The organism is Methanobacterium sp. BRmetb2, assembly GCA_003491285.1.
Lineage (GTDB): Archaea > Methanobacteriota > Methanobacteria > Methanobacteriales > Methanobacteriaceae > UBA117.
The window spans coordinates 1422405-1447991 of record CP022705.1 but is presented as its reverse complement, the minus strand read 5'-3'; the positions used below and the strand labels follow the sequence as shown (position 1 = coordinate 1447991).

Genomic DNA, 25587 nt, shown 5'->3' with positions numbered 1-25587 from the left:
ATAACAAATATTTAAGCATATGGTATTAAGTTGTAAATGTGGAAATAATTGCATCAAAATTGCCTCTGATGTTCTTGAAAATATATCCTCCTTCTATCAACCTTGTGCTGAATGTGAGGATTTTAAACTCAAAAAATTTAAACCATTGAAAGACCAGATGGATCTTAAAAAAATTGACAGTAATTTAGGCAGATGTGGTTGTGGAAAACGTCATATGGACGTCGTAATGGTCCAAATCCTTAAAATAATGATTGATGAAGGATTAAAATCAATCAAATCCACTTTAAGAATGGTAGGCACACCACTTATTACCCCAGGATACCCTACTCCATATATTCCCTATCTTCCAGAAAAATCATTAGTAATTGTTGTCGATGAAATGGGAAAAGGATGTGCTGAAAGAATTTTAAGAGAAGTACCAGAAGTAAAAGGTGTTCTTAAAGGAGATCCTAAAAAAACAGTTGGTTTAAAAGATTCCAGATCAGATTCTTATGTTTATGAGTTACTATCAGGATGTGATATGCGATGCGATATCGTACCATCACCCTCTGGAAATATATGTATTTACAAAAATCAAAAAGAAATCCATATCGAGTTTTCACGTTCAAATTCTCCTAAAATTGAAAAAATATTAAGAATTCAAAGTAAATATGATTCTCCTAAAATTTTGGACAGTACCTGCGGTCCAGGGACACTAGGAATTGCTTCATTAAAATCCGACGCCCAAAAAGTTGTTTTTAATGATATATGGCCCCCTGCAGTTGAAATGACACTAATTAATCTGGAAGTCAATGGATTCCCAGTTGAAAGATTAGTGAATATGAATAATACTAATCCAAAGGGACAATTAGATGGTCTGATTGCTTCGGGGGATAAATTTGAAGTTTATTGTATGGATATTCGAGACCTTGTAAATGATTTAAATGAAAAATTTGACATTGGGATAGTAGATACTTTTCCCGGAGTTGAAAATCAGGAGTTTGTCAAATCTCTGTCTACTTTGTGCCAAGAGATCATAATAATTTGATTTAATAGGTGGTGCAGAATTAGAAAACTTATTGTAAATAGTATTTTACATGTAAAAATACACTACTACTGCAGGGACAATTAAAACTCCCATAAGATTGGATTTATTAACTCCAAGAACATTTGGAAGTATGCCAATTGAAATTGAAGTTATATAAACCAGTACCATAAATAGTATGTTAACTTGTTCTATAATGGAAAAAAGGACCACTAATGAACTCATGAAGATAATGGTAGTCCAGCATAATTTTTTATAATTTAATTTTTGGATATATTCACTTACAATATCTCCTAATTTTAGACATAGAAAAAGGGAAATAGAAACAGCAGTGATTGAGACAAAAATAAAGAGAATTAGATAAGATAAATTAAAGTCTAAAAGTATCTTAGAGATGTAAACTGCTATCCCACTTCTTGGATTTCCAATCATATAGATCGCTATCATGGAAAATAGTGCATCGGCGGTGTTAACACCACTCATGGCAACCAAAAAGCTTTCTTTATTAGTTGATACATCTCCTCCTCCGCTTAACTCCTGAGCTATTAGACTACCTTGAGCCGGCCCAAGTCCCGGTAAAAAGCCCATTATAGTTCCTGCAATTCCTCCAGCGAAGATTCCTCTTAAAATAGAGCTGTTTATCATGAGATCATAATATTTATCTTGTGATGGAAGAACTGATCTCTCGTTTAGACTATAAAGTAATGTGCTTGTACCAAAAAGGCCGGTGAAAATACACAGTAGCGATACATTGGATGATACAGGTGAATTCAACATAACCCATCCTAAAATTCCAGATATTAAAAATAAAAAAGTAGACCAGAAAAAAGAACTGAAATTCTTATTCATTCGAATCATCATGGAGCTAACAACGATTATTAACAATATCCATATGTAGGGTTTGAGAAATGTGTAAATTGGTGGAATGAATATTACAAAAAGGGGTGAGAGCAAAATAGTAACAATGATAGCTCCAAATCCACCCAAGGATACCAATCGTATTAACTCTTTTCCTCTTCCCTCTAATAAAAGAGCATGGCCGGGTAAAATTGATAAAACTGTTCCTTCCTCAGGAACGCCCAGAAAAGTTGAAGGTATGAATTCTAAAAGAGCGTGGGCTATAGACATGGAAAAGAGTAAAACGCATAAAAATTCAGGGGACAATGAATTTAATAAAAAAGGTGATGATGCAAATATAAAGGCCCCCGCAGTATTTACATGAATACCTGGAATTAGACCAGTCAAAGTACCGCACAAAACACCTAATAAACACGCTATAAGAAGATCCAACAATCAAATCCCATCCATTCCTTAATATTAACTATTCTATAAAAAGTATTATTTATATTTGATGTCCAGTTTTATAAATAACAAAAAAATCGTTTTTAACTTTTTTTTCGTTTAAAAAAGAAAATAATAACTACAATAACTCCAAATAGGAAATCAGCAAAGAATAGTTCTATAAAATATGCGGTTTGTATGAAAAATGGTAGTTGAGTTGGTATTAGAAGAGTAGTTGCCATTAAAATAGAAAAAACCAATCCAGTGATAGCTGCCCTTTTAGCTAAGCCCCCTTTAATAGTATAAATTATGGGAAGAGATAAAATAACCCATACAATTCCCCTTAAAAACTGGAAAATCAGAGATAGTGGTAATATTTGCCCAAATTCGTTAAGATACTGAAGGGTCGTAGTTGCATTTATTAATAGAGCAATATCTTTAAAAAGAAAAGCTCCAAAAATGATATATAATAAAGTCCAGACTCCACCAGCCAATATAATCTTTCCAAATGTAGTTACAATGCCCGTAAAATTTATAAAGTCTTTTAAAGATTTTTTGATATCATCTTTAGACTTTTCGGCTTTTGAATTGTCTGATTTTTCTGTTTTACTTAGAACAACTACAGCAGCCCCGCTATAAATAAAAGCAGTTATTGCTCCGTTTATTAATAATTTCTGAGTAACTGTCCAAGACAATATATGGGTAAGATATAATGCTTCCATTCCAACTAAAAGTGTCTTTAAAGTATAAAATACTAAAAAAATCCGTAAAATAAGTCCGAAACCATACTCTTTTGAATTTAAAATTACATAAGATAAAATTAAAGTATCCAAAAAAGCCATGATCATGAACATCCCCGGGTAGTTCATGATTTGAATATTTAAGGAAAATCCAGTATAATCCACAGCGAATAAAATGAATAAAAATAGGGTTAACATCAAGATTTTATTGGATAAGCCAATTTTTGATTCTTCCTTCATTTTATCAACACTATTAATATTATATTGATATATGTGATAATCTATCCTTTAAACTATAAAATTGAATTTAATAAATCAATTTTCACTTAGAAGAAATAAATCATAATTATCTTATACTATAAGAAAACTACAAAATTTTATGACAATCAATGATGTAATGGGACTTGCATTTGTATACTTATATGTATTGATCTTGATCATTATATCTGAAAAGGTACTTAATAAATATCCCAAATTCAGCAGGAAGTTTCTACATATCATGGTGGGGAATGTTTTATTCATTCTTCCACTCTTTGACACTTGGTGGGTTATGACCTTTCTGGCTGCAGCACCTTTCATCATTCTTACTTATTTAATGAGTCCCCACAGTCCTTTGAATTTAAAAGATAAGATTTCTAGTTCTGGGCATGGATTGGGACTTGTATATTACGCGATTTCATGGACTATTCTGGCATTTTTCTTTTTTGACCAGCCCTGGATAATTGCAGTTGGTATTGCTGCCATGTCTTACGGTGATGGAGTAGCATCACTCATAGGCGAACATTACGGAAAAAGAAAATATAATATATTTGGAGATGAAAAAAGCTTTGAAGGATCTCTAACAATGTTTTTAGTCCTTTTAATAACATTAGGCATAGTATTAACCTATTATACTATTCCAATTAATCCTTTCGTATTAATGGTAGTGGCTTTGGTTGCAACTATCTTCGAAGGAATAACTCCAAAAGGATTGGATAATTTAACTGCTTGTTTTTCTGCAGTGGGAACTTATTTGATATTAACACTGATCTGATTATATAGAAATAATGGATTAAAGGTAGTATTATGCGATTTATAGTTATTGATGGACTTGATGGTGCAGGTAAAGACACTCATGCCCAACTACTCAAAGAAAAATACGAAAAAAAGGGCAGTGTAATCCTCAGAAGCCACCCTTCCAATGATAATTCTTATGGTGTTAAAGCCAAGCATGCTCTTTTAGGAAGAGGAAAAGTAAATAAATTAAAAACATCATTTTATTACGCTCTAGACGTTATAAGATCAGTTCGTTTATATTATGGTAAAGCTGACACAGTTATATTTGTTAGATATCTTATGGGTGTAGCCTATCTGCCACTTCCATTGGCTAAATTATTCTATAACATTTTCGTCACATTTTTACCTAGCTCAGATTATATGTTTTTCCTAGAAATTAACCCTAAAGAAGCACTACAGCGATTAAAAAAGCGTGAAAACGAAGAAATATTTGAAAATCTGGAAGATCTAATTAAAGTGAGAAAAAAAGCTCTTCAATTAACAAAAAAATGGCATGTAATAAATACGTCTGGTAGTATTGATGAGGTTCAAAATAAGATAAATTCAATTTTAGATGATAAATAACCCCAAAAAATTTACAACATATGAACAATATAACACTATAATCGTTATGCATAACAATAATGGAGACTTAATAGAGTTACCCAAAAAAGGTTTAGCCATTATAATAACTGATATTCATGGTAATCTTGCTGATTTTAATCAATTAATGGATATTTGGGATAATTTAAATGAAAATCAAAACCATTTAGTTATAACTGGTGATTTCATCCACAGTTTGGGCCGTAAAAATGATAAATCAATTGAAGTATTAGAATCTGTGAAATTCAATTTTGAGAATTATAAAAACTTTCATGTTCTTTTAGGTAATCATGAATGGGCAGCTATAACAAATGTGCCTGTTTATAAGGCCTGTGAAAATCAAAGTTCAAATTTTGAGATCTTACTAAAAGGGCACTATGGAAACAGATGCAGAGAAAAATTAGATGAATATGTAAATTTTTTTAAAAAGCTTCCCTTAGCAGTTAAAACTAAAAACAAAGTCTTCATAAGCCATGCAGGACCTACAAATTACGTTCATAATGTTAAAGATATAATTAGGATAACTGATGCAGGTTATTCTAATAATCCTATGTTGGAAGAACTTTTATGGAATAGATATGGTGATTATGATAAAAAAGAGATTGAAACCTTCTTGAAAAATGTTGGGTGTAGGGCCATGATAGTGGGGCATACTCCAGTAGATGGGGCTAAATTAATTGGTAAAAATCAATTAATAGTATCTTCAAGTTTCAGCAGGGGGAAAAAAGCCTACGTTAAACTTGATTTAGAGAGAACTATAACAAATGCCAGGGATATTATGAAGATGGTTAAATATTTGAATTAATGCACTTTAATTAAATTTAAAAATCCAAGTTCTAATATTTTTATACTAAAATTTGATTTTAATAGTAGATTTTAAATGTAATAAATACCATAATATCATAAAAAGTCTATTTTTAATTATTTTCAGCTAATTTTTAATTTCTTTTAAAAAATCGGTGCTAAATAATTGATTATAAGAATCTTAATTTATAGATAAGGAAGATAAAATGGATAAAATACAATTTAAAGATATGAATATTTCTTTTGAAATTAAACAAGCAATTGAAGATTTAGGATATGAAGAACCAAGTCCAATACAATCTCTTGCCATTCCAAAAGCATTGGAAGGTAAGGATATTATTGGACAGGCACAGACCGGTACTGGAAAGACAGCAGCTTTTGGAATACCTATATTAGAAGAGATTTACCCGGAAGATAAATCGCCACAAGCCATAATCTTATGTCCTACTCGTGAACTGGCAATACAAGTAGCAGAAGAGCTTAGAAAACTTTCAAAACATATGAAAAAAATCAGAATACTGCCTATCTATGGTGGCCAACCTATAAACCGTCAAATAAAATCCCTAAAAAAAGGAGTCCATCTAATTATAGGAACCCCTGGCAGAGTCATGGATCATATGCAAAGAGGTACCCTGGATTTGACTGGAGTTGAAAGAGTAGTTTTAGATGAAGCAGATGAAATGTTAGACATGGGTTTTAGAGATGATATAGAATTTATATTAAAAGAAATACCGCACCGAAGACAGACTCTCCTTTTTTCAGCCACCATGTCCAAGGTTATTTTACGGTTAACCAAAAAATATCAAAGTAATCCCGAATTATTAAAAGTAGCCCATCACAAACTCACCGTGCCTAAAATCAATCAGACCTACTATGAAGTTAAAGATAAAATGAAGTTAGAGGTTTTGTCCCGACTTCTGGATATCCATGACATTAACCTGGCTCTGGTATTTTGTAACACTAAAAGGAGAGTCGACCGACTGGTAAGAGATCTGGAAACCCGTGGTTATCTGGTGGGTGGTATTCATGGTGATTTAAGTCAGCGACAAAGAGACTCGGTTATGTCCAAATTTAGAAATGGAAAAATTGATATTTTGGTCGCAACTGACGTAGCAGCCCGTGGAATAGACGTACCTGACGTGGAAGCTGTTTTTAACTATGATGTTCCCAATGATGATGAATATTACGTGCACAGAATCGGAAGAACCGGCCGGGCCGGGAAAAAAGGAAATGCCTTCACATTTGTTTCCGGTAAAGAGATATATAAATTAAGGGATATCCAGAGATATACTAAAACCAAGATTAAACAGGAAAAGATACCCTCAATTAAAGATATAGAAAAAATCAAGAAGAACCTGCTACTGGAGAAAATTAAAAACAGTATTGAAGAAGAAGATCTTAATAAATATGTTCATATGGTGGAAGGATTAATTGAAATTGGATATAATTCTGTTGAGATATCTGCAGCTCTTTTAAAAAGGGTTATGAAGGAAGAATAAATTAATTTTTTTACTTTTTATATAATATTAAAACCCCAGCCAACATCAGAATACCGAACAGTAATTGGGTTAAAGCTAAAGGTTCGCCAAGGACAAAAAATGCGATTATAGCTCCAAATAGTGAACTGAGAGCAAATATTGATCCAGTTCGTGTTGATCCTATTTCTCGTATGGCAAAATATATTAAAACCAGTGAAAAGCTAACACATACCATGCTAATAAATAGTAAAAGAGGAATTACTTCCAGAGGTAGTGTCAAATTCAATCCCATCACTAACGATGAAATTAGTAGAATAAACCCACCGATTGCGCATTTTACGGCTGTTACAAAAATTATATTTTCTTTTTTGCTTAAAAATTTACTTAAACTAGTATCCAAACTCCAGAAAAATGCTGCAACTATAACAAATAAACTTCCATATAACGTAGGATCAAGTGCTAGTTCTTGTAAATTATTCGTACTTAAAAAGATAGCCCCAATCAGAATAAATAAAAAACCTAAAATATCTTTCGAAGTTACTTTTTCTTTTAAAAAGAAAACTCCCACAATAATAATAAACAAAATCTCTACGTTCGCCAGAAGAGCAGCATTTACTGCACTTATCTGATTAAGACCATTTAAATAAATGGCCGGAGCCAATACCGAGCCAAAAATCGCAGTCAAAAATAATATAGAATAGTCTTTTCGGTTAATATATTTTTCAACCTCAGCATTCTGATGCATTACATTTAATATCCTTTGATTTAAAGGAGAAAAACAAATGAAAAACAAAAATATAGATGCAATAACATATGTTAATGCCGCTAGAGCAAAGGGATTCAAATAATTTAATAATATTTTATCTAAAGAAAACCATACTCCAAATAATAATGCCACCATCAATGCACTGAAATATCCCCAAAAACGATTCATATTCCACCATTAACATTATTATAAAGATTAATATTATTTTAGAAAAGATTTTTGATAATATGCAAGTTGAAAGGATTGTTGATAGTATAAGAAATCATTTAGTTATGTTCATTTTTAAAATTTGAATCTCTATTATTTTAAATTAATAAGTAATGGTTCTGATCATTTATCTTTTCTATACCATTTCTTCCTGAATTTTTCCTTTTCCTCAGGGGTCATCCAGTGACTACCATCACAAAATGGTTTATTATCTGATTTACCACATCTACAAAGTGTCATTCTATTACGAACTTCATAAACATCCCCATCAGATGATTCAACAGGAATGCAACCTCTGACCCATATAGGGCCTTTGCAGTTTTTTTGAGGATCGTGGATTAAAACTATTGAAGGTTCGAATCTAGGTTCCATTAGTTTGCCTGTTTTTTTATCCCATAAAACCAGCCTGCCAGATGGACAGATTGTAGCTTCTTCAATGGCCGTCTTCTCATCTTCTGGATCATCAGATTGAATAAGGTTCCTTATGCCTCCAGCCCTTAAACAGAAACGGGAATGATCACAATATTCCCACACGTCCGTCAATTTTAAATTTTTACCTTCAAATACATCAGCCCGGTCCTGGTAGGGCTTGCGACTGGCAGTTTCAGTACCATCAAAATCAATTTTTACATGGGTACCGTCACAAAAGGGTTTGTTTTCAGATTTACCACATCTACATAAACTATAAGTATCTTTTAAAGGGTATTCTTTACCTTCATGCCATTCACGGGTGTGGCCCTCATCATCAGTTATTATGATCTTTTCACTTAAAGGTACCGCGCCAAAAACAATATAAGGACCGTTTTTTAATATTTTTATTTTCATATCATCATTTCTAGACATAATCTGCCCCTCGATTAAAAAACCTGATAATTATAATATTCACAAGTCTTCATGATGACTTTAAATGTTTTAAATGCAATTTTATGAATTTAATCAATAATAGTATTTATATTAACTTTTTCTATTTTAGTTTAATCTTTTCCCTGCGCTAATCTATTATAATCCATATTTTCCCTGAAAAGTTAAAAAATGGTTTATAATTAAATTAACTTTTATAAAATTAATTTTGAAAAAAAATTCGCAATATAGGGAGACCCTAAGGCAAATGCCAAAAACACGACCCCCATACCTATTTTAATCTGTTTAGATATTTTTTTTGCATTTAGTATGGAGTAATCTTTTAGTAAAGACACCACACTTATCAAAAATACTATAATGGCTATTAAAAGTATTATAAGATAAACTATATTGAAAATCCCAAGATAATAAAGTATTGGGCTTGTTAAACTTGATATAATCATGAAAAAAGCAGCTAAAATTGATGCTTTTTTGTTGCCGTATATTATAGGAAAAGTGGTGGCCCCCTCTTCTTTATCTCCTTCCACATCTTCCATGTCTTTAACAATTTCCCTGGCCATAGTCATCAAAAATGCGTAAAATCCTAAATAGATTGAAGTAATTATTTCCCCGGCCGCTACACCTCCAAATACAAAACACAATCCAGTTAAAAATGATATACTTAAATTACCGATAATACATCTTCCTTTAAGATCGTATGCATAGTAAACCATCAACAAAGTGCTTAAAAGTGCTATCATTCCCAGTAACAAGTTAATGGTAAATGCAATTATTATCCCAATTATAAATAATGAAATTGAATAAATCCCTGCTGTTTTTAAGGTAATTCTTCCAGAGGGGATTGGCCTTTCTGGTTTGTTTATTGCATCTATTTTATGGTCAAAATAATCGTTAATGGAATTTCCCGCACCAGTTACAATGAAAACAACCACACAAGCTAATAATACGTCCAGAGTGAAATTTCCGCTGATAATAGCCACTAAAATGACTGCAATGACTGCCATTAAAGCATTCCATGGCCTTAATATTTCTAGATATGCATTCATATTTAACACTAAATGTAGAATTAATTTCTTTTTACTTATATTTATTGAAAGAATTGTATGATTATTCTAAAAAAGAAAAGTTAAGTGGATTTTTCCACTGTTAAGGATAGAAACCTTATCTTAAAAAAAGTTATTATTAATTACTTTATCTGGTAATTTACATAAGTCTTCGAATATCAGTGACTTCTATGTTACCAATATCTTCTAGTTTAGCCAGATTTGCTTCAACTTCTTCTGTTCCGCCTTCTGCATCTCCAACTATTACAGTAACTATCAAAGCAACTAATCCAAAAGCTACTGGTTCTTCATCTATTTTATGTAATTCTGTAGATTCTGGAATTGAATTCTCAATTTCTGTTTTGATCTTGTTTAAATCAACATCAGGATTTTCCGGCATTAATTTAATTGTTGCTACTACTTCTCCCATATTTTTACCTCCAGTAAACTCTCAATGATTTCCATTTATCAAAATATTAATTTTGAAATGAAATTTAGAATAATATTTGAATTATTCCATTATATAATTTTAAAACTAGTGGTTAATTTTATATTAATACTTAAGGGCCTTTGAATCCGCATTTACATGTGTATATGTGTCCGAAGGTTCTGCATTTTTGGCATCTGTATATGGTTTCTTCGCACATGGGGCATGTGAATTTAACGTAGGTTTCCACCATAGGTATCTCTTGTTTACAGGATGTGCATTCTATTTTATCCATCTAATCACCTCTAATGAATGTGTATTTTAATGTATTTCTGTTTTTACCTTTACTTTTACCATCAATTATAGAAATAGCTCTTTTTGGGTACTTACCATTAACAATATGGCAGTTTGATTTATATTTTAGCAAAAGTTGTGGTAATGCTTCATCAATTGATGTTTCACCAAAAGATAGTAGTTTTTTAGCACTTATATTTCTTATAAGTTTTGCATCACTGGAAGATGGTTGGTCAGTATATATACCATCTACATCAGTTGCAATTATCAGTTTAGTTTCTAGTAGATGTGATATATAAAATGATAGGGAATCAGAGGTTACCTTCCATGAATGTTCCAATGGATCAAAAAAATCAAGTAGAAGGGAAGGTAATAAAATAGGAAGTTTTGAGTTGGAAATAGCATTTTTAGCTTCTTCCATGGAATAAACAGCTTTTGCATGGTCAATTTTATCTGCAAGAAGAATTCCTATTATATCCATGCATTTAATTGCACTTTTATGGTTTGCAGTTTCAGAAAATCCTATAATATCATCATATTCCCTGACTTGATCTGCAAAAGAACCACCACCACAAACAATCAGAACATTCTTACCTACCAAACTTTCAACTAGTTTGATGGCATTTTCTGGGAATAAACTTCCACCAACTTTTACTACCCATTCCATAAAATCACTGCCCAGTTCCTTTGTTATTATAAAAAGTAGAGTTTATTAAATTATGGGATATGTTAAAATCTTTCTTTATTATGATAAGTATTTCATTATTTTAAGAGCTTAAGATCTTGAGTAATTTTATCTATCTTGCCATCCTCATCAGGCCCTATACCCAGACAAGTTATGGTAGACTTGGGAAGTTCTGTGCGACCGGCGTCTCTTACCATGTAAAATGGGATATCAGTACTTTTAAGTAACTCCCTTATGTTAAAAAGTTCTTCTAAATCCTTAACCTTGACCACGACCTTTTTTTCTCCCTCTAATTCCCATTTTTTTATGGACTGATCACTGGCCTTTTTGTAACTACCTAAACTGGCATGGCATGCTTGAGCTGCAATCTTACCTGTGCTCATATTGAGATCACTTCTTATGACAATAACTTGTTTCATTTTTTCACCAGTAAAACTTAAAAATTCATGTTTGTAATTTTTGATGTTTATCACATATTAATTTATAAGTTAAAATCACATCCGGCGTAGATCATGGACACTAAAATATTATGTAAATGATCATCAAGATTTAGAACTTCGTCATGACACATGTCCTATAACCTATTTTATCTATGACACAATTAAGAATTTGGTCAAAAAAATGTACAAAAAAACGATAAGTTTAAATAGTATGGACACCCAGTTAAAATTGAGGTGATATTATGGCTGAATTACCAATAGCACCAGTCGGAAGGATCATAAAAAACGCCGGTGCTCAAAGAATAAGTGATGATGCAAGAGAAGAATTAGCAAAAGCTTTAGAAGAAAAAGGTGAAGAAATCGCTTTACAAGCTGTAAAACTTGCTAAACACGCTGGAAGAAAAACAGTAAAAGCATCAGACATAGAAATGGCTGTTAAATCAGCATAAACCCTTTCTTTTTTTTATTTAATTTTTATTTTTTAAATATTTAAAAAAATAACACGTATTCTATCTTTTTTTATCAGATTTTGAACTAATTACACATTACAAACATTAGATTAAAACTCCTATTTTCCCATACATTTAAAAATATGCAGCATATATCTTACACTAACATCAAAAGGTTATAGCACATAAAGAATAAACTAATTCATACTACTAATTTAAAAGGAATATTTTATAAATCCTGAATTTTACTAATTTTAATCTTATAATATGGTGATATAATTGACAAGAATTGCTATACTGGATCATGATCGGTGCCAACCCAAAAAATGTAATTACACATGCATAGAATACTGTCCAGGAGTTAGGATGGAAGAAGACACCATAACCATAGACGAAAAAACCAAAAAACCAATAATATCCGAAGAACTATGTTCCGGATGTGGAATATGTACTAATCGATGCCCATTTGAAGCTATTGCGATTATCAATCTCCCTGAAGCATTAGAAGATCCCATCCACCGTTATGGTCAAAACATGTTTGAATTATTTGGCCTGCCCAATATTAAAGAAGGATCAGTTGTAGGGATTTTAGGACCTAATGGAATAGGAAAATCAACAATTATAAGAATTTTATCCGGAGAACTTAAACCAAACTTGGGATTCTATGAAAAAGAAGTGGGCTGGGATGAAATAATATCTTACTTCAAAGGCTCCCAGCTGCAATCATACTTCCAAAAACTTTCCAAAGGCAATTTAAAAACTGCCCATAAACCCCAGATGGTGGATTTGCTGCCTAAATTTGTTAAAGGGGAAGTAAGCTTACTTTTAGAGAAAGTTGATGAAAGAGGCCAGTTAAATGAAGTAATGGAAACTTTGGAGATTGGACCAATATTAAACCGGGACATATCCAAGTTAGGTGGTGGAGAGCTTCAAAGGGTTGCTATAGCAGCAGCAGTCCTGAAAGATGCTGATTTTTATTATTTTGACGAACCCACATCCTGGTTAGATGTGAGGCAGAGATTGAATGCAGTGAAAGTAATAAGATCTCTTGCAGAAGAAGGAAAATCTGTAATGGTAATTGAACACGACCTGGCCGCATTAGATGCTATATCTGATTACGTCCATGTATTGTATGGGCATCCCGGAGCTTACGGCGTAGTATCCCATATGAGGGGAGTTAGGGTTGGAATAAACGCTTATATCAGCGGATTTTTGAGAGAAGAAAATGTAAGGTTTAGAAAGAACGCCATACTATTTGAAGTTAAACCTCCTTCAGAAGGAGTAGAAGCAGAAGCTATTGCTGATTATTCTTCCATAAAAAAATCATATGATGGTTTCAAATTTGATGCTCAGGAAGGAGAGGTGCATTTTAACGAGATTGTAACAGCATTTGGTCCTAATGGAATAGGAAAAACCACTTTTGCCAAGATACTGGCAGATGTAATCAAGCCCGATGAAGGAAAAATAAATAAAAAGGTTTCTATAGCTTATAAACCCCAATATTTATCTACTAAATTTGAAGGAACTGTACAAGAACTTTTAATAACAACTGCACCAAGTTATGGTACAAATATATTCAAAAGTGAGATTGTAAAACCTTTTTCATTAGATGATATTATGGATAAGGAAGTAAAAGATTTAAGTGGAGGAGAACTTCAAAGACTGGCCATTGCCACTACCTTATCGAAAGATGCTGATATTTATCTTTTCGACGAGCCTACAGCATTTTTGGATGTGGAACAAAGACTTGTAGCAGCCAGGGCCATAAGAAAAATTATTGAAAACCGCCACTGTGCATCTATAATAATAGATCACGATATTGTATTTATTGATTACATATCTGATCGGGCCATGGTCTTTTATGGTAAACCTGGATTAGAGGGTCATGCCACTGCACCAACTGATCTTAGATCTTCCATGAACAAGTTCCTTTCAGATGTGGGTATAACTTTCCGAAGAGACAAAGAAACAAAGAGACCACGGGTTAATAAATTTGGGAGTTATCTTGATCGAACCCAAAAAGAGCAGGGCGAATATTATTATCTCAAAGATAACTAATTGGTGATGAAGTATTATTCACATAATATTAAAAAACTCATTTAGTTATCCTAAATAATTTTTCTGGCATATCGAGTCGAAAATGATTTTCTATAGTGAATTGAAACAGATACTGGTAAAGAATGAAGAAATATCTTCAAATCAGGTTTTAATAGCAAGAGTAATTGCTTAAATTAAGGAGATGTGACATTAATAATCATCACCATCCTAATTTAAAAATTATTTGTCTAATCATCTAAATCACGAATTTCTGCTTCGTCATCTTCTTTTTTGGCTTGATTTTCATAACTTTCTGCAATTTCACCTAATAATGATGCGGTTTTGGGGAAACGAGTATTCAAATTATTAGCATATTTTCGGAATTTTTCAGCTAATGCTAGCTCTTGTTTCCCACCTTCATCTATTGCCTTGGTATAACTTCCTCTTTTATTTTTAGTTCCAATTATAAACCCTCTGTGAAGATCTTCACTTTTTACACTTTCAATTATTTTACTCATGGATTCAGGAGGCCATACATCATTCTCTGGTTCCACATTTGCTAATAATTTTCCAATTTGAATGTCACACACTTTTATTCGATCAGCTTCTTTACACAATTCTCTTGACCTCTCGATCCATGAGTTCAATGCCACATAATCAATCTCATTATTATCGCTCGTGCCTGGTATTTTTTTCCAACTACGAAATAATCTCCATGAAAGTGTCGCTCGCTGTTTTAATAGCTCTTCAGAGAGTTTTTCTTTATTATCATCTTTTTTATCATCTTTTCTTTTGTAAATATATTTCATAATCTCAACAAAAAATTCAGGATTGCTGGATAATTCATTATGTAACAGTCTAGGGGATTGCCTCTCACGATCTACACCTGCTAAGAAAGATAAATAATACCACTCCAACTTTGCAATTTCGCTTTCGGGATATTCAGATTTATATAATTCTTCAAAAAGTCTTTCAACCCTATATTGATCAATGCGGACTTCCTCTTCACTTTTGTCTATAGCTGCTTTTTCCAATATCTTTGCAATTAATGCCGGAGGAATCTCTTCAGCATATAAAGAGGCAATATACAAAGCTGTATAATATCTTTTTACTTGAACTATTTGTTTTAAATAATAAATTTTATCTTCAGTTGCTCCCCTTATTCCTCCAAATCCACATTTCTTCCAATATGATTCTTGTATGTTTTTATCAAAAGAATTTAATAGGTCCCATACAAACATTCTCGATGGAAAAGCAGTGAAACAATTTATGATCTTTTTATCTTGCCAATTTTCGGTTTTAACTTTTTGAACTAGATTTGAAATCCATTCTTCATCACTAAATGATTTGTGGAAAATATATGCTTTAACAAAAATCATTTTAGTTTCATCTTCATCTTCAAGCAAAGAATAAAGTTTTTCTTCTTCAATAGAATCTAAATCATCTTCAGCTAATGCTGTGCCTATATACTGGGAATTTTTAATTCTTTTTGCTAATTTTATTAAACCTTCAAAGCCATGTTCATCCTTAATCACATTTAAAGCCCCTATCCGAAGTTGAATAAAATGTTCATCATTTTCATGATGATCTTCGATTCTAACCCCTTCTAATAAATCAGGCAAACCATCAAAAAGCCAACAAACCCGATCAATTGCATCATCTGGTTCTAAAGACAGATAAATTCCTTCAAGATATTGTAATTCTTCTTCTGGAAGGGACCAATCAGAATCAGGATATGAACGATGACGGGAAATTATTTCTCGAAGTTTATTCCACAATTCATAACGACCAACTAAAATTCTATCCACATCAGAAGAAAGTTTTTCAATAATTCTATTTCTTTCATCCACTGGAAGTGAAGCGAAATTATCCATGACGTTAACCCAACGTTGCCCATTGGATCCAACATAACTTAACAATCGATTGATTATTTCTATGGTGTTCGCATAATACTCCGCCATAGTAACTTCAGGTTTTGGAGTTTCCGAGAATTGCCTCCAAATCGTTTGAGATTTTACATAAACAGTATCATGATCTTTAGGCATCAAATCCACTAAAAGATTCCACCCAACTTCAGGATATTTATCTATTAATAAATCTAAAACCTCTAAACGTTTCTCAAAAGATGCATAAGTTTGAAAATTCCACAAGAGAAAAATATCACGTAAGCTATTCTTTGGTCGATTGATCACTCTACTTTCAGAATCGGGATCATACTTTGCTAATTTCCCCAAAATAAGAGCAACTCTAGGTAATAATTCAGGACTCCAAGATAAATGTTCTAAAGCCCAGATCAAACTAGAATGATTAGCTGATGGCCCCATAATACCTTGTGTCTCTTCAAATAAGCACATAATCGGTTTTTCATCCCCATATAAAGAAAAATCTACAGCATCCATAAATGATTTAGGGGATGCTTCAGCAATTAGTGGCAAGACATCATCAAGTGACATCCAAAGATTACATTCTGCATCTTGCAATAATTCCCGGATTATACTATCAACCCAAGTTTGAGCTGAAGTTGATAAAGATACCTTTGCATCATCCCCAAAAACTCCAATAAGAATAAGCACTTGAATAATGCCATTCCTTATATGATTTGAATATAATGGGACTTTACCATGCACAGTAGCCATCCAACGTTCCTCTGGTTCAAGTTCAAGTGCTGGATCTAAGCTCCTAAAAACTGTTAAAACTATATCCTTAAAATGTTCAAGATTAATTTGAGTAATAAAAGGAGCGAGTGCAAAAAAGGCATCCATAGCTGAAACTAATCGCCAAAATTCTCCAATTTTCAATATAGGAGAATCTTGCTGATTTCGCCAGGAATATAATTTCTGAGAATAAGTTTTATATGATTCACCAGCTATCTTTCCTATAATTTCTTTATCTGCATTATTTGATTCCACCCAACACCCAACTAATAATGCAGGAATAATATCACTAGCAGAATCTGATTTAGCCCATTCTGGCTGATTGGTATAACCCATTAATTGCCTTCTTAAAACTGTAAGACTTCTTCCAGTATTCCTTGCGTATTTTTGGGAATTTTCATTTGATAATCCCATTTCTTCAAGTGCTGAAATGAATGCATCTCTGCCTAGTCTTGGAAGAACAATGTTTGGGTTAGCAACAGTGTTATCTGAACCAACTGGAATATATACTCCATGACCTTTTTGTGTAGCCAATGCAAATCCCTTAATCTCCTTAAATTCAGGTACAAGCAATAATTCACTGCGTATAGTTATGGAAACATGTTCAAAAGCTTCAGAATCGTTTATAACAATACTCCTTGACAAATAATACTCTCGCTCTTCTTCAGGCAATGAATTTATTACAGCAGCCAAAAAAGCTATTGATTCATCAATAGTAGCTGATTGAACAGTGATTTGAGAAGATGAAGATTCCAACTCTTTGTGAAGTTTTTTAACTTGTTTATCCCTACCTGCCAAAACAAGTTCTGTTGTAAGGGGTGGACTAGTACTCTTATTCCATTCATCCCACCAATCTACAAGTGCTTTTACTCCTTCAGGATACTTTCCTATAAGTTGACCTAACCATATCCCAACAGCCGGCGCTTGTTCAATCCATTCTTCTAGTGTTGCAGCATTATATGCCTTCACATCTTTCCAAAATCCATCTGCTTTCTTTTCTTCACACCATTTTTTATTTTTAGTCCAAGCTCTAGGAGATACAAATATATACGTTGTTTCAGATGGATTTATTCCTGAAATATTTTCCTTCCGTTTTTCATAATCATTATCTGCTTTGACCTTTACGTCTCGATTGCATCCCATTTCCCATACAGAAACTCCTTCAGGAATAAATTCAGTACCTTCAGAAACTTCAAGAAAGCCATCCCAACCCGGACTAGAAACACTATCTCCTGCTGGAAAAAAAATGTGCGAAATATTTTTAGCAGTGGCTCTAATAAGACGGCGCATTAAAAGTGGAAGATATCCATGACACTCTCGGCGCTTAGCCCAGTTTTTTAAATCTGTACTATCAATCCACAGTATTGGTTCCATCGTTTCACCCCATTCAATTTACACTTTCATAATAATATAATAAATATTATTTTCTTCCGGTTACGTAAACTTTATCTCAAGATCTCTTAATCAGTCAAAAATTTAAAATTAAGACGATTATTTAATGCGAAAAACCAACACATAAACTGATTATCCATTTGGCACTAAAATCATTACTTGTCCTACTGCAACATGACGAACAAAATGATCGAATAACGATTACATTTATAAATTTATAATTGGATAGTTGGAATGATCTTTGGGAAAAATTTATTTCCTTATATTTCTAGTATGTATTAAACCGGACCCTGGTCGGAATTCTTTTTGAAAATTAACTTCTATTTCATTTTCCAAATTTTTCATGTTTGGATTCTCTTTAATCATCTTTTTGGCTAATGAAAAGTTATCAAATTTGGAAAAAATTTGTCGATAGGATTCTATAATTTGTAAACCGTTAATAAACTCTATTTCATCTATATCTTCAATTATAGATTTCTCAGCATTTTTAATATTCTGATTTATATCTTTAAATTTGACTTTCTCTAAGTTATTATATGTCCTATATCTTTCAGGATCTAATAAGCATAAACAAAGTTTAGTGTTTAATGGGAAGTATATTTGAATTCCCCAAGATGCGACACCTAAATTCCCGTAAGGACTGAGATCCAGAGGATTATATCTAGCTACCGGATTATCAGACGTCCAAAATGGAAAATCCGTATTATTTTCTAAGAGAATCCATTTTTTGTCATATAGTATCTTCGTAAGATCAGATAGGACTTTCTGATTAATTAAACTTAAATGCACTTCTTCAACTTCTTCTTCTGGGTAATATTTTTCGATAACTTCCCTGGATCGATCATCATCAAATTGTTCAAATAATTCCTCTTTAGCCATTTTAAATGTAGATCTGATCTCTTCCCTACTTTTTAAAGTTCTAATATGTTGAATTGTAATAAATGCAGATATAATAACCCTAGATTTAATATTTTCTAGAATTTGATGGTCTTTATATGAAATTAAGTCTCGATAAACAGGAGCTACTTTGGTTTCAAATCTTCCCATAGTATCTTCAATTATTTGCCCTGATTCCCCTTTACCATGGAAATAATTCTCCATAGCTGCTTTCTTTATATTAACTTTACCCTTGATATCATCTTTTTTATCATAAAAATAAACAGAATAATTTTTCTTTCCACGGGAAGTTTTAGCATTTGCGAAATGTTTCAGATGTAATTGAGGGACATAATGATGCTTTTTACTTTTACTCATCAAATCAAACCATTAAAACCTAAATATAAATCTAATTTATTTGTTAAATGTTATTAAATTTGATATAATATTAAGCACATCGTGAGATGAATATTGAATGAATACCTTGGATTTAAAACAATAAATGTTTTCAGGATTTATTTTGAATCAAAAATCAATATGAGCTAAAATGTCATTTTAATGTAATTGAACAAAAATTAATGAAAATTAATATTTCCGGATATATGTTCAATCTTACTATTCAAAATAAAATTAAAAAACAGTAAACTACTTGACCATGGAAAATAACCCACAACTATCATTCAAGTACTATCAAATCATTAAGTCATCATACCCGATATTAAGAAACCACATAATAGAATTAATTCCAATGCACTGTTATTTATCATCATTTTGATAATTTTTATTCTATTCACTATTTTTGAAAACTTTGAATGACTAATTACTAATTCAATTCCATCCCATGAAATATCTTCTTTTAAATTTACATGTAAAATAGGGATAGTAACTTTTTTAACCAGCACTGTTTTCTTAGTTTATATACTCTTAAAACCCACAAACTAGCATTTTTTCCATTCAAATAAAATCTAAAATGCCCAATAGCCCAAATAAATTGTTTTTTTAAACTATCAATTCTGTTTGGGGTCTTTTCAATAATTTTTCTCTACACTGACATAATATTTAATCCCTATTTTATCTTCATCTAACTTTGGCAGTTTATTTTTTTCTACGAAAGATTAATTTTTTTTTGAAAACTATCTAATTATTTTTTATTTATTAGCATAAATGTAACTAAGATAAAGAAGAAAATCTTTAAAATTGGTTTGATATTTCCTAATTAATATTGTCTATTTACCCTGAGAAAAAAACTCAACAACAGCATTTCATTCTTTTAAACACTTATTAATATTTATCATTATTTAATGAAATTAAACCACAATGGTATGATCAAAAATTATTACCCCATAATTTGCTGAAAAAGTTTTCACAGTTATAATTCAAATTAATATGTGGTTTATTGTGTTATGGTTCTGAAATTACAAATTAGTAGATAAGTATCTATATTATGAACTTTACACACACTTGTCAGGGGTTGACGATATAAATACTACAAAAAATTAGAATGAAACATATAATAAAAGAGGTTAAGAATAAAAAGAGGTTAAAAAAATGAATAAAAAGTATATTCCATTACTAGGATTTATAATTGCATTGGTTATAACCGCTTTAGCACCGTTTTTAACGGGAAAAGAAAACCTTCAGGCAACACTATTATTCCCAATAATCTTAATTTTTGCTTATTATACAAAAATGAATGCTAAAGATCTTGGATTAATATTTAGTAAAAGAAAAGAGTATTTTATCGCTATGGCGTATCCATTAATAAGCGCATTAATAGTTATCAGTTTAGCTACTATAACTGGTAATTTAGGCCAAATAAACATAACTTTTGCAACTTTAACTGCGTTTTTAGTACTTTTTTTCTCTACACTCATTTTAACTGTTACTACCGAGGAAGGATTTTTCAGAGGGTGGCTATTTGGGATAATGGAAAAATATGATTACACTCCCAAATTGATAATAGTTTTAACCTCTTTAGCATTTACTATATGGCATATACCCCTGTTTTTTTTAGGTGGGGGATTAGGAGGAGCTTATAATTTAATACCATTATATTTAAGCACTGTATTCACTGGCGGGGCTATTATGGCTATTATACGATATCGTTCAGGATCTATTATAGTAAGTTCCCTGTCACACACAATATGGAATAGTGTAAATTATATATTATTTGGATTTGGAACTGCAGTAGGGGTATTAGGAATAACACCAATCACAATTTTCGATCCCGAAAGAGGATTTTTGGGTCTAGGAATTAATGTATTGTTTTTAATAATATTTTGGTACTACACATTTCACCACACCAAAAAATCAGATCCACAAATACCCAATTAAAAAGAACAAAACAATTAGTATTATTTTATATCTTTAACCCTACTATACCCCCGTCACGGGGTTAGATATTTTTACTTTTTTTGCTCACTAAAATAGTAAATATTAATATTAAGGCTATAACGTAATAACATAAGTTGTAATCATTGTATTAAAAAAAGATTGTAGAAGGAATCCATAAAAACTCCAATAAATTTGTTTTAAGGATATCCTTCAATTGAATTTATTTTGAAGGTTTTAAAGAATCCATTACCTCTAAAAAGTTGGTGGCGAATGTTTCCACTTGTACTTTAGGTATAGAGAAGCTCACCCTTAAATATCTGTGCCCAAATAATCTGCTGGTGTAGGATCCTTCTCTAACAAAAATTTTTCTATCGAGGAGTAATTCAGAAACATCGGCTGGTTTTATTCCAGTTTCATACATATCTATAGCCAGCATATTACCATCAGATGGATAAACTGGTATAAAAGCTCCTTCTACTTCATCAACCGCGTTTTTGATAATTTTCTGATTTTTCCGGGTGGTGCCAGTAATATGATCCAGCCAGCTACTTTTTGATTTTAATGCTGCCATTGCACCATGCTGAGAAACTACATTTGTTCCTAAATCATTTATAACAATACTTTTTACTGAATCAACTACATCGCAAATCCCTACTATAGCACCTATACGCAGCCCAGCCATCCCAAATATTTTAGAGAAACTGAATACAGTTATAGTATGTTCCGGTGCGTATTTTGCCATCAAATTATGTTTCCGGGCAAAATCCCTGTAAGTGATATCATGCAGTAAATATAAATCATTTTCTCTGGCAATCTCTGCAAATTCTTTTAATTCCTCTTTATTGTAACAGGACCCCAGGGGATTTAGAGGATCTACAAGTGAGACTAACTTGGTTTTCTCATTCATGTATTCTCTAACTAGTTGAGGTGTTAATTTGTAGTTACATTCTGGATTGTATATAGGAACTGAAATTACCCTTTCACCAAATCTAGTTGCAAAGTTATCTATAATAAGGTAACCAGGATCACAGGTTAAGATATTATCTGTAGGATCCATAATATCATTAATACTTAGATAAAGAGATTCAGTACCGCCCGCTGTAACTAAAACATCGAATTCATTACCTAAACCTAAATCTTTTCTAATTAAATCTTTTAACTCAGGAAATCCTTCTGGTGGAGGATATTTAGAGTAATCTCGATTTTCAATGCATCCAATCATGGCGTCCATTATATCTTTGTTTTTATGTAAATGATTGGTGTTTTGACCCATCCAGATCATGTCTTTTTCTTGGTAGATATAATTGAAAAATTCATTTGCTGTTTTAAAACCTTTAGGTAATATTTTTGCAGCTCTTGCATATTTTTTTGGCGAAATCATCATATCACGACCATTAGATCATTATTTAATGCGTGTTTATTATTTTAAGTCCTAATCTAATTTTTTTTATACGATTAGAAGTTACTTAGAATTTTTATAGTGACTAAATTCACTTTATATTATTTTATTTTTTTAAAAGTTAATTAAATTGTTAAAAAATTACAATTCAATTATGATTATAACAGTATTATTTACTCTTATTAATAAATTTAACAGAATCAAATTTAAAATAGTTCCATTTCATGAACCATTAAAAGCTTCAAGAGATACTTGTATCATTTTTCATTACAGTTAACATATTGAAAAATTAGACACAATTCTTTAATCCAGTATCAACTATCATAAATCTTGCTTTTAGTCCTTCTGGACGGTTTCTATGTCTTTTTAAAACAGCAATTCTCTCTCCAATAGTATCCCCTTTTTCCAGTTCAACCATGGTTTTACTCCAATATTTCAATATAGTTCCGCCCACAGGTTCTATTGAGCCGTGTCCATTGTCATCAAAAACAGAGTAAATATGATTCGTAATAATAACTGCCACATTATATTTACGGGCTATCCTAGATAAAAGTGCCATCTGCATTCCTAACTCACGATTAAACTGTTGTGAATTTTTTTCTTTTAAACGATATAGTGCCACTGCAGAATCCAATATAATAACATCAACCTCTTCTTTTTTAGATTCTATGAGGTATTCTATTTTATTTAAAGTTTCATTCTGTTCTTTAAATGTTGTGGGTTCAAATACTATTATTCTACCAGCCAAATTATCAAAATGATTTCCAGCTATCTGTTTAATCCTATCAATAGATATTCCGCCCTCAGTATCAATATAAATAACTTTTTTACCATTTTTAGCAGTTTTTACAGCTAAATTAAGTGTTATATTAGTCTTACCAGACCCCGGTGGGCCATAAAATTGAGTTAAGGTTCCTTTCTCAACACCACCCCCCATAATATGATCAATTGAACATCCTACAGGTATCTTGGCGTTTTTTTTCATATTTGATAATACATTCAAATTTATTCCTCATTTAATCTTTAGATTTTTTATAATAAATAATATTTACACTAAAAAAAAGTTACATTTCAATTTCCTTTTAGGGGCATTAGCACATTAAAAGAAATTAGACTAAAAAATTTTTCTCATTAACTCTAATAATAATTTAGTGGGATGATTAATAAATGAAACTGTAAATACTCTAAATAATATAAAAAGGTAAATCAGATCCCTTTCGCAAAATTTTTGGTTTGGAACCAGTTAGATCAATCACTGTCGAAGGTTGGGCTTTTCTTATCGGACCTGCATCAATAACCACATCAACTGCTTCCCCTAATTCCCTTAAAATATCATCAACAGATTCTAATACCTTTCCTCCAGATAAATTTGCACTGGTGGTAGTTATGGGAAATTCTCTTGATAATTCCATGCACAGAGGACTATTTGGAATCCTAACACCTATTTTTTTACTGCCTGCCGTTAAAATATCGGGTACGTGATCTTTCCTGTCTAAAATCACGGTAAATGGACCGGGCAATATTTTTTCAATAAATCTCTTTGAACTTAAATCCAGAAAAGCTATTTTATCAATTTCATCAACACTGGAAACACATACTGAAATTGGTTTACCATATTCTCTCTTTTTGATTGAATAAACCCTTCTTACTGCATCCTCATTGAAAATATTAGCGCCTATCCCATAAACCGTGTCAGTAGGATATACAATTACTCCTCCATCCCGTAATATTTCAATAAACCTTTTTATCTTATCTTTATCCGGATTTTTAGGGTTAATGCGTGTTAAATTCATATTATCATCTTTAATTAATATTATCTCTAGAATTTTAATCATTGTTTTATCAACATATATATCACTGAAACTTATAACTTACATTATGCTAAACAAATTGCGACCATATGTTAGATCATACCTTGACCCTATTGCACGAAAAATTCCTTTAAATCCAAATATTATTACTATAATTGGTTTAATTATTAGTTTAATAGCTGCTTATATGTTTGCTACTCAAAATTTAATATGGGGAGCATTTTTAATTATTTTAAGTGGATTGATGGATGTAATAGATGGTGCTGTAGCTAGAAATAAATATTCACCTACCAAATTTGGTGGAATTTTGGATTCTACAGCAGATAGGTTTGCTGATGCATTCATTATAATCGGTCTTATCTATGGAGGTTATGTTAACTGGATCTTTGGTATTCTTGCTTTACATGCCTCATTAACCGTAAGTTATGTTAGAGCAAGAGCGGAAGCAGAAGGAATAACATGTGATGTAGGAATAGCAGAACGTGCCGAACGAATTTTTATAATATTAGCTGGTGTAATTCTGACTTTATTCTTAGAAACAAACATAATTGAAATTGCAGTTATCATTGTTATGATATTAGGCTATTTCACAGTTTTACAGAGAGTATATCATTCCTGGATACAGTTAAAAAAAAACAGACTTTAAATTGAAATTAAATATAACCACTTTTTCCATTAACGATATGTCCGTACCTATGTGATAAAATGAATTATGAAGAAAGAATTAAAAAGGATATTGAATTATTTGCAAAAAATTTAAATGAAATTGAAGATATGCAATTCAATACTAAAGAAAAAGAGATTATTGAAAGAGCAATAAATTATAACACAGACACCAAATATTATCTTGAAAAAAAAGATTATTTAACCTCTTTCGGATGTATTACCTATTCTCATGGCTTACTGGATGCAATAAGGATTATGCATGATTTAATATAATTCATTCT

Annotated in this window: 25 protein-coding genes; 10 read left to right on the top strand and 15 right to left on the bottom strand. The window is 31.6% G+C overall.

All coding sequences use genetic code 11. The features are described 5' to 3' along the window. The first annotated feature begins 19 nt into the window (after positions 1 to 19). Entirely contained in the window at positions 20 to 1027 is a 1008-nt protein-coding gene (locus tag CIT01_07235) for a methyltransferase (protein AXV38006.1), read from the top strand. A 45-nt stretch (positions 1028 to 1072) separates the two neighbouring features. Here the strand turns inward: CIT01_07235 and CIT01_07230 are convergent, their stop codons facing one another. Then, entirely contained in the window at positions 1073 to 2317 is a 1245-nt protein-coding gene (locus CIT01_07230) for a hypothetical protein (protein ID AXV38005.1), read from the bottom strand. 92 nt (positions 2318 to 2409) lie between these two features. Then, positions 2410 to 3285, bottom strand: coding sequence for a hypothetical protein (locus tag CIT01_07225; GenBank protein AXV38004.1), 876 nt, complete (start codon positions 3283 to 3285; stop codon positions 2410 to 2412). Between the two features lie 139 nt (positions 3286 to 3424). Between CIT01_07225 and CIT01_07220 the strand changes: the two genes are divergently transcribed. The 4 genes from CIT01_07220 (at position 3425) to CIT01_07205 (ending at position 6986) form a co-directional block, all read left to right on the top strand. Beyond that, on the top strand, positions 3425 to 4078 hold the full coding sequence (locus CIT01_07220; protein AXV38003.1) for a phosphatidate cytidylyltransferase: 654 nt from the start codon (positions 3425 to 3427) through the stop codon (positions 4076 to 4078). A 32-nt stretch (positions 4079 to 4110) separates the two neighbouring features. Beyond that, positions 4111 to 4665, top strand: coding sequence for a thymidylate kinase (locus CIT01_07215; protein AXV38002.1), 555 nt, complete (start codon positions 4111 to 4113; stop codon positions 4663 to 4665). 46 nt (positions 4666 to 4711) lie between these two features. Continuing rightward, the gene (locus CIT01_07210; GenBank protein ID AXV38756.1) at positions 4712 to 5488 is read left to right on the top strand and encodes a metallophosphoesterase; all 777 of its coding nucleotides are present in this window, start codon (positions 4712 to 4714) and stop codon (positions 5486 to 5488) included. Positions 5489 to 5693: 205 nt separating this feature from the next. Further along, positions 5694 to 6986 carry an ATP-dependent RNA helicase gene (locus CIT01_07205; protein ID AXV38001.1) on the top strand — a complete coding sequence of 431 codons (1293 nt, stop codon included), beginning with the start codon at positions 5694 to 5696 and terminating at the stop codon, positions 6984 to 6986. A 10-nt stretch (positions 6987 to 6996) separates the two neighbouring features. Here the strand turns inward: CIT01_07205 and CIT01_07200 are convergent, their stop codons facing one another. The 7 genes from CIT01_07200 to pth2 form a co-directional block, all read right to left on the bottom strand. Then, positions 6997 to 7899 (bottom strand): EamA family transporter, encoded by a 903-nt coding sequence (locus tag CIT01_07200; protein AXV38000.1) that lies wholly within the window; start codon positions 7897 to 7899, stop codon positions 6997 to 6999. A gap of 162 nt (positions 7900 to 8061) precedes the next feature. Beyond that, the gene (locus tag CIT01_07195; GenBank protein ID AXV37999.1) at positions 8062 to 8781 is read right to left on the bottom strand and encodes an iron-binding protein; all 720 of its coding nucleotides are present in this window, start codon (positions 8779 to 8781) and stop codon (positions 8062 to 8064) included. A 212-nt stretch (positions 8782 to 8993) separates the two neighbouring features. Beyond that, the gene (locus CIT01_07190) at positions 8994 to 9845 is read right to left on the bottom strand and encodes a geranylgeranylglycerol-phosphate geranylgeranyltransferase (protein ID AXV37998.1); all 852 of its coding nucleotides are present in this window, start codon (positions 9843 to 9845) and stop codon (positions 8994 to 8996) included. Positions 9846 to 10002: 157 nt separating this feature from the next. Next, the gene (locus CIT01_07185; protein AXV37997.1) at positions 10003 to 10272 is read right to left on the bottom strand and encodes an elongation factor 1-beta; all 270 of its coding nucleotides are present in this window, start codon (positions 10270 to 10272) and stop codon (positions 10003 to 10005) included. A gap of 130 nt (positions 10273 to 10402) precedes the next feature. Further along, positions 10403 to 10564: an RNA-binding protein gene (locus CIT01_07180; GenBank protein AXV37996.1), complete on the bottom strand. Its 162-nt coding sequence runs from the start codon at positions 10562 to 10564 to the stop codon at positions 10403 to 10405. Further along, positions 10565 to 11230 (bottom strand): delta 1-pyrroline-5-carboxylate synthetase, encoded by a 666-nt coding sequence (locus tag CIT01_07175; protein ID AXV37995.1) that lies wholly within the window; start codon positions 11228 to 11230, stop codon positions 10565 to 10567. It lies immediately after the preceding gene. 95 nt (positions 11231 to 11325) lie between these two features. After that, positions 11326 to 11667 carry an aminoacyl-tRNA hydrolase gene (gene pth2, locus CIT01_07170; protein ID AXV37994.1) on the bottom strand — a complete coding sequence of 114 codons (342 nt, stop codon included), beginning with the start codon at positions 11665 to 11667 and terminating at the stop codon, positions 11326 to 11328. Between the two features lie 263 nt (positions 11668 to 11930). On the opposite strand from pth2, the gene CIT01_07165 reads away from it, so the two are divergent. Both CIT01_07165 and CIT01_07160 read left to right on the top strand, forming a co-directional pair. Next, the gene (locus CIT01_07165) at positions 11931 to 12137 is read left to right on the top strand and encodes a histone (GenBank protein ID AXV37993.1); all 207 of its coding nucleotides are present in this window, start codon (positions 11931 to 11933) and stop codon (positions 12135 to 12137) included. A gap of 279 nt (positions 12138 to 12416) precedes the next feature. Beyond that, a complete protein-coding gene (locus CIT01_07160; protein AXV37992.1) occupies positions 12417 to 14195 on the top strand; it encodes a ribosome biogenesis/translation initiation ATPase RLI in 1779 nt (592 codons plus the stop codon). Positions 14196 to 14422: 227 nt separating this feature from the next. On the opposite strand, the gene CIT01_07155 is transcribed toward CIT01_07160, so the two are convergent. From CIT01_07155 to CIT01_07145, 3 genes are all read right to left on the bottom strand, one after another. Next, complete coding sequence (locus CIT01_07155) at positions 14423 to 18202, bottom strand: hypothetical protein (protein ID AXV37991.1); 3780 nt, start codon at positions 18200 to 18202, stop codon at positions 14423 to 14425. 270 nt (positions 18203 to 18472) lie between these two features. Beyond that, positions 18473 to 19474, bottom strand: coding sequence for a hypothetical protein (locus tag CIT01_07150; protein AXV37990.1), 1002 nt, complete (start codon positions 19472 to 19474; stop codon positions 18473 to 18475). Positions 19475 to 19794: 320 nt separating this feature from the next. Then, positions 19795 to 19998: a hypothetical protein gene (locus tag CIT01_07145; protein ID AXV37989.1), complete on the bottom strand. Its 204-nt coding sequence runs from the start codon at positions 19996 to 19998 to the stop codon at positions 19795 to 19797. Positions 19999 to 20644: 646 nt separating this feature from the next. Here CIT01_07145 and CIT01_07140 point away from each other — a divergent pair. Beyond that, positions 20645 to 21430 (top strand): hypothetical protein, encoded by a 786-nt coding sequence (locus CIT01_07140; GenBank protein ID AXV37988.1) that lies wholly within the window; start codon positions 20645 to 20647, stop codon positions 21428 to 21430. Between the two features lie 220 nt (positions 21431 to 21650). Here the strand turns inward: CIT01_07140 and CIT01_07135 are convergent, their stop codons facing one another. From CIT01_07135 to CIT01_07125, 3 genes are all read right to left on the bottom strand, one after another. Next, positions 21651 to 22811 carry an aspartate aminotransferase gene (locus CIT01_07135; GenBank protein ID AXV37987.1) on the bottom strand — a complete coding sequence of 387 codons (1161 nt, stop codon included), beginning with the start codon at positions 22809 to 22811 and terminating at the stop codon, positions 21651 to 21653. A gap of 307 nt (positions 22812 to 23118) precedes the next feature. Further along, positions 23119 to 23814, bottom strand: coding sequence for a DNA repair and recombination protein RadB (locus CIT01_07130; protein ID AXV38755.1), 696 nt, complete (start codon positions 23812 to 23814; stop codon positions 23119 to 23121). 199 nt (positions 23815 to 24013) lie between these two features. Continuing rightward, positions 24014 to 24622, bottom strand: coding sequence for a threonylcarbamoyl-AMP synthase (locus CIT01_07125; protein AXV38754.1), 609 nt, complete (start codon positions 24620 to 24622; stop codon positions 24014 to 24016). Between the two features lie 85 nt (positions 24623 to 24707). Here CIT01_07125 and CIT01_07120 point away from each other — a divergent pair, with 85 nt between their 5' ends. Next, a complete protein-coding gene (locus CIT01_07120) occupies positions 24708 to 25286 on the top strand; it encodes a phosphatidylglycerophosphate synthase (GenBank protein AXV38753.1) in 579 nt (192 codons plus the stop codon). Positions 25287 to 25345: 59 nt separating this feature from the next. Then, entirely contained in the window at positions 25346 to 25579 is a 234-nt protein-coding gene (locus tag CIT01_07115) for a hypothetical protein (protein AXV37986.1), read from the top strand. Positions 25580 to 25587 lie beyond the last annotated feature (8 nt).